Origin of the sequence: Enterococcus sp. 2201sp1_2201st1_C11_2201SCRN_220225, from assembly GCF_040925905.1 — a bacterium.
Lineage (GTDB): Bacteria > Bacillota > Bacilli > Lactobacillales > Enterococcaceae > Enterococcus_C > Enterococcus_C asini_A.
On sequence record NZ_JBCOJC010000014.1, the window covers coordinates 15,969 to 27,107 of the forward strand.

Consider the following 11,139-nt stretch of genomic DNA (forward strand, 5'->3'; position numbering starts at 1 on the left):
GGAGGGATATTAAATGACAGACTTTGGCCAAGTCGTCGCCCTGTTGAATGAACACCAGACATTATCTATTGATGAATTAAAAGAAAGGTTAAAGTTTTCTGAGAGAAAAATTCGTGAAGTCATTAAAGGTTTGCGAGATGAAGGAGAGACGAAAGGATTTGAAATCAAAACAATCACCAAGCAAGGCTATCATTTAATTATTCATAATCGTGAAAGTTTTCTATCTTATCAAGAGAGTCTCAACCAAGTCAATCCATACTCTGCTAGTGACAAAGATTACCGTCAGCGATTGATTTTGTATCTTTTATTGCAAAACAAAGGCTACATTTCTATCCAACAAATTGCTGATATTTTGGATGTCAGTCGCTCCACAGTAATCAGTGACTTAAAAGTGGTCAAAAGAATTTTGCAAGATAATCATATTAGCTTAATTTCTAAGCCACATTTTGGCTTACATCTAAAAGGAAAAGAGCTGGCGATTCGGAAGTTATTTTCAGAAGTTGCCTTAAAGATTAATCAAAAAGAAGAGGATACTACGGAATATTTTGCCTTTGTGCAAACTTTGGCAAAGCAATTTAAACAAGTGGAAGAGGAATTTAAGAGGTTGTTAGCCTATCACAGAATCGAAATGAATCGTACTGGAATCGAATCCATGATGCTTCATTTACAGATTTTAGTCTTTCGAGTATCCCATGGTAATGAAATCGCAGAAGTTACTGTGGCGCAAGAATTAATTGGATCAAAAAAATATTTAATGGCCCAAGACTTACTAGTTTTTTTAGGAGAACTATTTGAGTTAGCTTTTGATCCACAAGAAGTCCATCTCTTGGCTTCCCAGATTTTTAGCAAAGCGACTAGCGTAGAAGTGCCGGAAGTACGGCAAGTAGCTATGAAAAAAATGATTGCTACGGCCTTAGCTCGAATTGATCAAGAACATGGCACAAATTATAGCAATGATCAGTTGCTAAAGGAGTGCTTGTTACTCCATATCTATCCTTTAATATTACGGACGTCTTTTGGTTTGGAGCTGAAGAATTCATTGATTACTTCAATTTCAGTGCAGTATTCCAATTCATTTTTGATCAGTTTGCAGTTTATTGATTACCATGAAGAATTAAGCAAATTTCAACTTTCCCGAGATGAGATTGGTTACTTGGCTTTACATTTTGCAGCTCATCAAGAACGGGAGTATCAGCAAAAAATCAGAGAGATTCGGCAGATTTTGCTTGTTACGGAAGGAATGCGCAGCAACTCACTGCTGATGAAAGCTCGTTTAGAAAACCATTTTCCTCAAGCAGAAATTCAAGTGAGCGCAGTTAGTAGTTTGCCAGAAACTATTTCCAAGTCGGATTTAGTTTTAAGCACTATTCCGGTGAAAGTGGCTACAGATGTTCCGGTTTTTACTCTTTCGGAAAATCCTAATGAGGGAGAGTTACAAAAGTTAAAAAATATTTTGGGGATGCACTTAAGTCACAGCTATCAAAAAACGATTCCCTTACAACATTTATTTTGTGAAGAATTATTTTTCGTAGAAGAACAAGAACAAGACTATTTAACCATCTTAGCCAAGTATGCTAGAAAAATGGTGAACTTGGGATTTGCTAATGAGGATTTTCCGGAATCTCTGCTAAATCGGGAACAACGCTTTAGTACAGTATATGACAATGGAGTCGCTGGACCTCACAGTATGCGTCAGGATGCCCAGCAAAATAGTATGGCGGTTATTGTGCTGCCAAATCCTTTGATTTATGAAGGAAAAATCGTCAAATCCATCTTTATGATCAACGTGAAAGCCAAACAGTTTTTCTTACATCGAGAAATCAGTGAGTTGTTAATCAAAGTGATGGAGCGGCCGGAATTAGTTCAAAATTTAAGCAAGAGCCGCAGTTATGGCGAGTTTTGTCACTATCTAGCCCAAGTCCAACAAAAAGAGTAAATAAAGAATTAAATGAAAGCGCTATAAAAGATCGGAGGATGAAAATGGAAGAAGTGATTATGCAAATTATCTTACATGCAGGCAATGCTCGTAGCAAGAGTCTCTTAGCTTTAAGGGAAAATCGTCTGGGAAATTTAGATCAGGCAGAAACCTTACTAGAGAGCGCTAAAGAGGAGGTCAATCAAGCCCATAAGAGTCAGACCCATTTGATTCAAGAAGAAGTGCGGGGAAATAAACAGGAAGTCTCTTTATTGTTGGTTCATGCCCAGGATCATTTAATGACGGCTATGGCCATTCGCGATGTAGCCGGTGAAGTAATTTTGAATACTCGTGCTTTAGAAGCGCGATTGCAAAAATTAGAAGGAGGAACGAGAGTATGAAAAAGATTTTGTTAGCGTGTGCTGGGGGTTTTTCTACTAGTATGCTGGTAGCCAAAATGCAAGGAGCAGCCACAAGCCTAGGTATTCCTGCGGAGATTAATGCTGTGGCGGATTCAGACATTGAAGAACATTTGGATGTAGAAGTGATTCTTTTAGGGCCGCAAATCGCCCATCGTTTAAGTGATATTAAGGAAGTCACCAATATTCCGGTGGCGGTGATTGATTCCTTTGATTATGGCACCATGAATGGAGAAAACGTTTTACGCTTTGCCTTAGAAAAAATCAGCGAAATGGAGGGAGTATCATGAACTTTACCACTGTTACCCACAAAATAGCACCAAAATTAAATCGCGGCGTGACCGCCTTTTCCAATAATGTTTATGTAAAAACCATTGCCAATGGGATGGCTCGTTTATTGCCGATTACCATTGTGGGCTCGATTTTGACTTTGATTGCCAGTATTCCCATTGAGGGCTATACCCAATTTTTAAGTGATTACGGCATTGCACCCTTCTTATCATTAGGGGATACCATGACCAATGGTTTGATTTCCATTTACTTAGTGGCTGCCTTATCGTCGGAATTGGCCCGCAATTTTAAACAAAGTCAAATTAATGCCATTGCCATTTCTTTATTGGCATTCTTCATTGTTACTCCGATTACCCTTTTTGATGTGGAAGGTTCAAGTGTGAAAGCTTTTACTTTGACCTATTTAGGTTCCCGGGGAATGTTTGTGGGGATGATTTCCGCTATTGTGGCGACTCGTCTTTATGTTTTGTTATTGCAAAAAGGCGTTAAGATCAAAATGCCGGCGGCGGTTCCCCCGGTGATTTCTTCATCTTTCGAGTCTTTGATTTCTTTTATTGTGGTAGCGATTTCTTTTATCGGTATCAACGTGGCATTTTCTTTCACTAGCTATGGGGATATCCATTCCTTTATCTATACAGTCTTGCAACAACCGCTAGAAGGAGCTAGCAGTTCTTTGGCAACTATGCTGGTGATTTGCTTCTTAGGGGAAGTCTTCTGGTGGTTCGGCATTCACGGTAGTAACGTGACCTCTGCAATTACCGCAACATTGTACATGCCTTTAGCTATTGCCAACACCCAAGCTTTGGCTAGTGGCGAAAGTCTACCTTTTATTTTGAACTCTTACTTTTTGAATATTTACAAAGGCCCTCGTCACTTGGCACTGGCTTGTCTCTTGATTTTCCTAGTTCGCAGTAAACAACTAAAAGCTGTGGGGAAAGTCTCCATTATTCCAAGTTTCTTCGGCATTAGTGAACCGATGAAATTTGGAATTCCCATGGTCTTCCAACCGCTGATTTTCTTGCCGATGGCTCTAGCTCCTGTAGTGTGTATTTCCATTGCTTACTTTGCGACGGTAATTGGCTTCTTGCCACGAGTCGCCGTAGATTTGCCTTGGTCCATGCCACCATTTATCAGCGGCTTTATCGCTGGAGGCTTTGCGGGTATGATGGTCCAAATTGTTCAATTTTTCTCAGTAATTGCACTATATGTACCGTTTTTACGTCTATTAGATAAACAAAAATTGGCCGAAGAAGCACCACAAGAAACACCGGCTATCAAAAAAGCTGCCTCGGAACCAGTACTGCAAGAAGCAGCTCCTGTAGCCAATCAAGTTTCTAAAGAAGTGGAATAAAGGAGAAAAATTATGGCAAACTTATTGCTTAAAAATGGGTATGTTACCATTCAAGATGAAGAGATTCCCTCTGGTATGCAAGTGACTGTTTACCAAGGAACAACACCAGATATGTCACTGACCAACAAAGTCTATCTAGGAACGTTTATGAAAGAAAATTTATCCTTTTTACCGCCTGAAGACTTTGCTGAACAGCGCTATTTCTATCTTTACCAATTTGGCGACAAACAAAAGCTTATCGCTCAGCGGGTATTGCCGCTAGAAGGGACTTTTAACTGCCGCGATTTGGGGGGCTATCCCACAAAAGATGGCCGCTATACAAAGTGGGGGCTTTTATATCGCTCCGATGCCTTGAATAATTTAACGGCAAAAGATGTTCGCTATCTGGAAGAAGTCATCGGATTGAAGTCGATTGTTGATTTTCGTTCATATACGGAAATCGAAGCAGCCCCAGATCAAAGGATTCCAGGGGTTACCCACTATTATTTGAATCCTAATGCGGATATTGCCGCTTTGGCTACAGGAAATTTAGTGGATGACCAAGAGAAAATCCACAAATTAGTTGCCATTGCCAAAACCCCGGAAGGAGAAGAGTATTTTGCCAGTCGTTTGGAAGAAATGGCGGAGCAAATGAGAGAACTGGTTGCGACTAAAATTGCCAATCAGCGCTACCGGGAGTATTTGGAATTGCTATTGTCAGGAGAAAAGACACCTTTACTAGAACATTGTAAAGGAGGGAAGGATCGGGCTGGTTTTGCGGCAATTTTGATTCTTCTTTGTCTCGGAGTAGAAGAGTCCGCCATTTACGAAGACTATATGTTGACCAAAGAAATGATGGCCACCCGGAATGAAAAACGCATGGCGGAATACCGTCAATACACGGATAATCCTCAAGTATTAACTTACTTATCCGGCCTGATGCAAACCAAAAAACTATACATTGATGCGGCTTTTGAAGAGATGAGAAAACTAGCAGACAATCCAGAGCAATATTTGGAAAAAGTTATGAAAATGACTTCTGAAGAACTGACTCGACTACGAGAGTATTACTTGGATAGCGGGGTGGCTAGCTCTTTGGAAACAGTTAAAACCAGTTAAGGAGTAATGCTATGGAATTAGCAAGTGATTTTTTATGGGGCGGCAGTATTGCCGCCCATCAATGTGAAGGTAGCTGGCAAGTAGGCAATAAAGGCCCGGGAATTATGGACCTGGTGACCAAAGGCAGTCGCGATTGCGAGCGACAAATTACCTCAGAAATTCAGCCTGAATTAAACTATCCATCCCATGAAGGCATCGATTTTTATAATCAATATGAAACAGACATCCAACTCTTTAAAGAAATGGGTTTTACGGCCTTGCGTCTTTCCATCGATTGGGCCCGAATTTTTCCTAATGGAGATGAAGAAGTACCCAATCAAGAGGGATTAGCTTTTTATGAAAAAGTGATTGATACCTTGTTAGCCAATGGGATTGAGCCTATTGTGACGTTGTATCACTTTGAAATGCCTAAGTATTTAGTGGACCACTATGGTGCTTGGGGCAATCGCCGAGTGATTGATTTGTATCTGCATTATTGTGAAACGGTGATGAGATTTTTTAATGGAAAAGTCCACTATTGGGTCACTTTTAATGAAATGAATCATCTGGATCCTAAAAGTGAGCAGTCAGACATTTTTACCTATATGATTGCTGGTGTGAAGTACAGTGATATGGCGTTACCTGTCCAAGAGTTGGCACAAATTGGTTATAATATGACATTAGCCAGTGTGAAAGCTGTTGCTCTAGGCCATGAGTTGAATCCCAAAAATCGGATTGGTTGTGTCTTTGGTTTCAATCCAATCTATGCCTACGATTGTCGTCCTGAAAATATTTTAAAAGCTTTTTTAGAAAATGATCGTGATTATTATCAAAGTGATGCGATGTGTTTTGGGAATTTTCCTAAGTATAAAATAAAGGAATACGAAACTTGGAATATTCAACTAAAAAGAGAAATTGCTGATGAAACCGCCTTTGCTAACGGTAAGCTAGATTTTATTGGCTTAAACTATTACTTATCCAGCGTTAGCAAATCAGAGTTTGAAAGAAAAGAAACAGAATCCTTATTTGGTGGTGTGCAAAATCCTTATTTGGAGCAGTCCAAGTGGGGATGGGGAATTGATCCAATGGGCATCCGTTATGTGATGAACTATCTCTATCGTCGTTACCAGTTACCGATTTTAATTACTGAAAATGGTTTAGGGGCAGTGGACTGTCTAGAAGCGGATGGATCGATTCATGACGAGTATCGCATGAGCTACTTAGCTAAGCACATTGAACAAGTAAAAAAAGCAGTGACGGAAGATTATGTGGAGTGTTTGGGCTATTTGAGCTGGGCTCCTATTGATTTGATCAGTGCTTCTACGGGGGAAATGAGTAAGCGCTATGGCTTTATCTATGTGGATTTAGATGATTGGGGGAAAGGGAGCTTTAAACGCTTGAAAAAAGACTCTTTTTACTGGTATCAGCGAGTGATTGCTAGTAATGGAGAAATTTTGGATCCTCTAGTAAAAAAAGTGACATTACCGTATTAATAAAGAACTTCTTACTAAAAAATACCGTTTTCTCAAGCGATAAAAGCTTGGAAAAACGGTATTTTTAGTAAGCAGACCACTTTAAGCGGTAGAAACTCGCGACTACATTTTTTTAAAATCCTGAAAGGTAACCAAACTGATTAAGGAGAAAAACCGCTAATACGGCCAAATTTCCGATAAAAGACAACAGGATGATAGCAAATGAAAATGTCCAAATGTTATATCCAGCTCGGTCATAGCTTGGTCGCAGACGTCGCCCTTGATAACGGACTAAAGCAAAGGTAGCCAGTAAAAAGAGTATAACTTGTAAGACAATGGCAAAAAGTAGCGGATAATAATTTGCAGTAACCGCAAAATAATTGAAGAGTGTTCCTAGCCCAGCAAGCAATCCTAGAAGTAGCATCTCATAACTTCCTTTCATTTTTTTCGATTATAGCAATCGCCAAATGCAAAAGTAAAGAAATAACAGTAGGAAAGACTTGTAGCTTATTTTGCTTAGAGCGTTAAAAACTCTCTAAGCGGCAGTTTCTTCTATTTGAGCAAGTGTGGCACCTTCAGCGGCTAAGCGAAACTGGGTGCGGTAAAGTTTGTCGTATAAGCCTTTTGTTTCAAGTAATTCTTTGTGGGTTCCTTGTTCGACGATTTGGCCTTGTTCCATCACCACAATTTGGTCTGCCTTGGCAATGGTAGCCAAGCGGTGGGCGATGACAATGGCGGTGCGGCCTTCCATTAAATCATCCATGGCTTTTTGGACATAGTGTTCAGAAAGGGCATCGAGGGCCGCCGTGGCTTCATCTAAAATCAAAATCCGCGGGTCTTTTAAAATCACCCGGGCAATGGCTAGACGTTGTTTTTCTCCCCCGGACAGTTTGACGCCTCGATTGCCCACAGGGGTGTCGTAGCCTTCAGGAAGGGTAGCGATAAAGTCGTGAATGTAGGCCGCTTTGCAGGCTGCTACTAATTCTTCTTCAGTGGCATCGACTTTGGCATACAAAAGGTTTTCTTTAATGGTGCCATTAAACAAGAAAGCTTCTTGGCTGACCATGCCGATTTCTTTTCGCAAATCCGCTAAATTCAACTGACTAATGTCTTGACCGTCAATGGTAATCATCCCTTCAGTGGGAGCATACAAGCGAGGCAAAAGGTTGGTTAATGTGGATTTTCCTGCCCCAGAAGGTCCGACAATGGCTGTGGTTTGCCCAGCAGGAATCGCCAAGTGGATATTTTGTAAAGTTGCTTTTTCCCCATAGGCAAAGCTGACGTCTTCAAAGTGAATGGCTCCTTTAGAAATGGCAGCTGTGTTGGAATCTGTAGTATCACTGTCGTTGGTTGTTTCTGGCACTAAGTCCAAGTATTCAAAAATCCGATCAAATAAAGCAAAGGAACGCATAAAGTCCACTTGGATATTGGAGAGTTGAGTCACGGGATTGTACATACGCCCCAGTAAAGTCGCAAACGTCAAAATTCCACCAATGGTCATCTGACCTTGTGTCAATAAAAAGCCTCCCACCAAATAGACTAACATGGGACCAATGGTGGTAAAGACGCTCATTGCCATGCGGAACCAGCGACCGGCTAAACTTTCTTTGATTTGCAAACGGGTGACGTCTTTGTTAATTTGGGCAAATTCATCGTAAGCTCGTGTTTCATTGGTAAAGAGTTTCATCAAAAGACTGCCCCCAGTGCTTAAGCTTTCTTGGACTTGGGAGTTTAACGAGCTTAATTGTTGCTGGCTTTGGGAAGTAATTTGCCAGCGAAGTTTGCCGACTTTTTTCGTAGGCAAGATAAACAATGGAATCGTAGCACAGCCAACTAAGGCCAATAGCGGATTGAGGCTAAAAAGAGCTACTAAACTGGTGCCTAAAACAAACACGCTGGTTAAAGCGTTGACCACGCTAGTTTGAAAGACTTGTTGGATACCGTCTACGTCACTGGTTAAGCGAGTTAAGACTTCTCCTTCTTTTAAATTGGCAAAGAAACTTTGAGGCATGTGGGTTAGTTTTTGGTAGATTTGATTTTTCATGCGCAATGTGATCTGTTTGGAAATCCAAGTGCTGAGATAGCCTTGTGCTACGCCTAAAAGATTTAACAACACGGTAGCGCCAATGGACAAGCCCACTAAAGCCCCTAGAAGTTTCATATTTTGTTGAGGTAAAGCTTGATCGACAATTTTTTGCATCAATAAAGGTGGCACAAGACCTAGGGCAGCACTGGCTAAAATCAAGAAAATCACAGCAAAAAAACGATAGGGATATGGACGGAAATAACTTGCGATGCGACGAACAAAAGCAACACTTAACTGAGGCACATTTTTCGGTGCTGGTTCAAAACGTCGTGGATGCATTCAAATTCCCCCTTTAATGGATAAGGCAAACTCTTTTTCAAAGATTTGCGGATTATTGTTAGGTACCTATCTATTATAAACTCAGAAAACTTTTTTGTAAATAAAAAGGTACCTAACTAATTGACCCGGTTAAGAAAATCTTATAGACTGAGAGTAACGCTTTAAGAAAGGGAGTACTAAGATGAAAGATCAAGATTTGTATGATGCCTTTCAACAAGTTCATCGGCAAATGCGCAGAAGTCTCGCCCAAGCCACTCCAGATTTACCTCAGGAATTGGCCCCTAGCCAGGCTCGTTTGTTGCGGATTTTAAGTCATCACAGCGGCAGTAGCCAAAAAGAACTCGCCGCTTTCATGCGGATTCGACCGGCTTCTTTAAGTGAAGTCTTAACCAAGTTGGAACAAAAAAACTTATTGGAAAAAGAACAAGATCCAGCCGATCGTCGCCGCAATCGCTATTTTTTAAGTTCTGCCGGAAAAGATCTAGCCCAAAATTTACAACAGGAACGCCGGGATCAAGGCGGGGCCTTTTTTGCATCCTTAACAGTAGCCGAAAAAGCAGATTTATTGGCAATCTTGGAGAAATTAAACCAACAACCGGAATCCTTACTAGAAGAATAAGGATTCTTGTTGTTGATTCTTCGATTGATACCCATTCACCTCCAGTTGCGAAACGGTAGATTTTCGCTATACTGAAGAAAAAAAGCAGGAGGGCTTTTGTGGAAAAAACAGCAACCTTAACCCCAAGCCAAAAAGCAGAATTTATGAATTTGGCCATTGAAGAAGCCAAAAAAGCCGAAGCACTAGGGGAAGTGCCCATTGGCTGTGTGGTGGTGTTAGATGGTCAAGTTATCGGCCAAGGGCATAACTTAAGAGAACAAGATCAAGACGCCACCGCCCATGCGGAAATGTTTGCCATTCAAGCTGCTTGTAAAAATTTAGAAAGTTGGCGTTTGGAAAAAGCCCAACTCTTTGTCACTTTAGAACCTTGTCCCATGTGTAGCGGGGCTATGCAGCTAGCCCGCGTAGAAGAAGTTTACTTTGGGGCCTATGATCCTAAAGGTGGCGCTTGTGGGAGTTTATTAAATATCCTAGAAGACCAGCGTTTTAACCATTGGGCTTATGTGGAAGGCGGAATTTTAGCCGAAGAATGTGGCCGTTTGTTAACGGAATTTTTCCGTAATTTGCGCCAAAAGAAAAAAGAGGCAAAACGTGCTTTGTCCCAGTCTAGCAGGGAAAAGCAAGGGATAGAAGTCCACAAAGAAAACTTGGAAAAATAAAATTTCTCCAAAAGACTAGCGTCCACTAAAAAAGTGCGGTATACTAGATTTTGCCGAAAGGCTAGGACAATGGCTGGGCAGTGAAGTGGGTCAGATCTGGAAGGAAGCAGCCCTAAGCAGTTGCAGCCATGTGTCCGATACATAGAATCAAAAAAGACGAGCTTGCGGGCTCGTCTTTTTTTGTGATAACAGAAAAATCCCTCCTTAGCTTACCGAATCGAAGTGAGCTAAGGAGGATTTTTTGCTCTTTTGTGTTGGGTGTCACTCTTCATTCATCAAAATAATATGCTCGTAGTCAGAGGCATTGGGATCGGTTCGGGCGATTTCATTAAATCCTTCCGTGAAGTAAGAAGCAATCGGCCGGTGAATGCTTTCGGTTTCATCGGCGTAATATTCTTCATAAGCCGTTAATACTTGGGGATGGATTTCCTGACAAATCGCTAGCTGCTCCTCTTTGGGTAAATCGTGAATACTGTCTTGCATTCGCACCATAATCCAATCAAAACCATTTCTGTTGCTGATTTCGATTTTATCTACTTGATAATCTTGATTGGCGGCTATTTTGGCTGCCTCACTGGCGAAGGTGCTATCTGAACCAGTATCCGGAAGCGTGGTTTGGCTAGTGCTACTCTGGCTCGTTTCGTCAGTTGAATCCGTGGAGGCGGTACAACCAACTAGACTAAAGCTAAAGATAGCCAGTAGTAATAAGAATTTGTTTTTCATCGATTTATCCTCCTTGGTTGAATGAAGCTTTCGCAAAAAAACTTTTCTAATTTAAATCATTATATTTTAATAATAATCGCTATTTAAATGATAGTCAACTAATAGTTACATTGACTTCTTTACGAAATAAAACTCCTCTTCTTTTTGAAAAAAGGTAAGTTATTTAGGCTTTATAAGCACATTAACCCAGAGAACTGTTTTTTTATAAATGATAATCAATTGCTAAAAAATGAAAATATAGTTAAAAT

General features: G+C 40.7%; 11 protein-coding genes and 1 other RNA gene. 9 read left to right on the forward strand and 3 right to left on the reverse strand.

Annotated features, from left to right (window positions below):
- Positions 1-13 precede the first annotated feature (13 nt).
- Genes AB5754_RS05500 through AB5754_RS05525 form a run of 6 tightly spaced genes read left to right on the forward strand, consistent with a single transcriptional unit; the run spans position 14 to position 6,546 of the window.
- Positions 14-1,936 (forward strand): transcription antiterminator, encoded by a 1,923-nt coding sequence (locus AB5754_RS05500; RefSeq protein ID WP_368250749.1) that lies wholly within the window; start codon positions 14-16, stop codon positions 1,934-1,936.
- A 44-nt stretch (positions 1,937-1,980) separates the two neighbouring features.
- A complete protein-coding gene (locus AB5754_RS05505; protein WP_311834283.1) occupies positions 1,981-2,316 on the forward strand; it encodes a PTS lactose/cellobiose transporter subunit IIA in 336 nt (111 codons plus the stop codon).
- A complete protein-coding gene (locus AB5754_RS05510) occupies positions 2,313-2,624 on the forward strand; it encodes a PTS sugar transporter subunit IIB (RefSeq protein ID WP_368250751.1) in 312 nt (103 codons plus the stop codon). Before AB5754_RS05505 ends, AB5754_RS05510 begins: the two co-directional genes overlap by 4 nt.
- Entirely contained in the window at positions 2,621-3,976 is a 1,356-nt protein-coding gene (locus AB5754_RS05515; protein ID WP_368250753.1) for a PTS sugar transporter subunit IIC, read from the forward strand. Before AB5754_RS05510 ends, AB5754_RS05515 begins: the two co-directional genes overlap by 4 nt.
- A gap of 12 nt (positions 3,977-3,988) precedes the next feature.
- Positions 3,989-5,074, forward strand: a complete 1,086-nt coding sequence (locus tag AB5754_RS05520; RefSeq protein WP_368250755.1) for a tyrosine-protein phosphatase — start codon at positions 3,989-3,991, stop codon at positions 5,072-5,074.
- Positions 5,075-5,085: 11 nt separating this feature from the next.
- A complete protein-coding gene (locus AB5754_RS05525; RefSeq protein WP_368250757.1) occupies positions 5,086-6,546 on the forward strand; it encodes a family 1 glycosylhydrolase in 1,461 nt (486 codons plus the stop codon).
- A gap of 112 nt (positions 6,547-6,658) precedes the next feature.
- Here AB5754_RS05525 and AB5754_RS05530 read toward each other — a convergent pair whose 3' ends face one another.
- Both AB5754_RS05530 and AB5754_RS05535 read right to left on the reverse strand, forming a co-directional pair.
- Positions 6,659-6,949, reverse strand: a complete 291-nt coding sequence (locus tag AB5754_RS05530) for a hypothetical protein (protein WP_368250759.1) — start codon at positions 6,947-6,949, stop codon at positions 6,659-6,661.
- Between the two features lie 111 nt (positions 6,950-7,060).
- A complete protein-coding gene (locus AB5754_RS05535) occupies positions 7,061-8,890 on the reverse strand; it encodes an ABC transporter ATP-binding protein (protein WP_368250761.1) in 1,830 nt (609 codons plus the stop codon).
- A gap of 181 nt (positions 8,891-9,071) precedes the next feature.
- Between AB5754_RS05535 and AB5754_RS05540 the strand changes: the two genes are divergently transcribed.
- The 3 genes from AB5754_RS05540 (at position 9,072) to ffs (ending at position 10,312) form a co-directional block, all read left to right on the forward strand.
- Positions 9,072-9,509, forward strand: coding sequence for a MarR family winged helix-turn-helix transcriptional regulator (locus AB5754_RS05540; protein ID WP_368250763.1), 438 nt, complete (start codon positions 9,072-9,074; stop codon positions 9,507-9,509).
- A gap of 98 nt (positions 9,510-9,607) precedes the next feature.
- Positions 9,608-10,168, forward strand: coding sequence for a tRNA adenosine(34) deaminase TadA (gene tadA / locus AB5754_RS05545; protein WP_368250765.1), 561 nt, complete (start codon positions 9,608-9,610; stop codon positions 10,166-10,168).
- A 59-nt stretch (positions 10,169-10,227) separates the two neighbouring features.
- Positions 10,228-10,312: signal recognition particle sRNA small type (gene ffs / locus AB5754_RS05550), an RNA gene on the forward strand.
- A gap of 117 nt (positions 10,313-10,429) precedes the next feature.
- On the opposite strand, the gene AB5754_RS05555 is transcribed toward ffs, so the two are convergent.
- Positions 10,430-10,891 carry a hypothetical protein gene (locus tag AB5754_RS05555; RefSeq protein WP_368250767.1) on the reverse strand — a complete coding sequence of 154 codons (462 nt, stop codon included), beginning with the start codon at positions 10,889-10,891 and terminating at the stop codon, positions 10,430-10,432.
- Positions 10,892-11,139 lie beyond the last annotated feature (248 nt).

Bases quoted from the DNA above. Each gene is read 5' to 3' on its own strand.
- AB5754_RS05525 (WP_368250757.1), top strand. From the start codon at position 5,086: ATGGAATTAGCAAGTGATTTTTTATGGGGCGGCAGTATTGCCGCCCAT.
- AB5754_RS05535 (WP_368250761.1), bottom strand. From the start codon at position 8,890: ATGCATCCACGACGTTTTGAACCAGCACCGAAAAATGTGCCTCAGTTA.
- AB5754_RS05505 (WP_311834283.1), top strand. From the start codon at position 1,981: ATGGAAGAAGTGATTATGCAAATTATCTTACATGCAGGCAATGCTCGT.
- AB5754_RS05520 (WP_368250755.1), top strand. From the start codon at position 3,989: ATGGCAAACTTATTGCTTAAAAATGGGTATGTTACCATTCAAGATGAA.
- AB5754_RS05530 (WP_368250759.1), bottom strand. From the start codon at position 6,949: ATGCTACTTCTAGGATTGCTTGCTGGGCTAGGAACACTCTTCAATTAT.
- AB5754_RS05540 (WP_368250763.1), top strand. From the start codon at position 9,072: ATGAAAGATCAAGATTTGTATGATGCCTTTCAACAAGTTCATCGGCAA.
- AB5754_RS05500 (WP_368250749.1), top strand. From the start codon at position 14: ATGACAGACTTTGGCCAAGTCGTCGCCCTGTTGAATGAACACCAGACA.
- AB5754_RS05555 (WP_368250767.1), bottom strand. From the start codon at position 10,891: ATGAAAAACAAATTCTTATTACTACTGGCTATCTTTAGCTTTAGTCTA.
- AB5754_RS05510 (WP_368250751.1), top strand. From the start codon at position 2,313: ATGAAAAAGATTTTGTTAGCGTGTGCTGGGGGTTTTTCTACTAGTATG.
- AB5754_RS05515 (WP_368250753.1), top strand. From the start codon at position 2,621: ATGAACTTTACCACTGTTACCCACAAAATAGCACCAAAATTAAATCGC.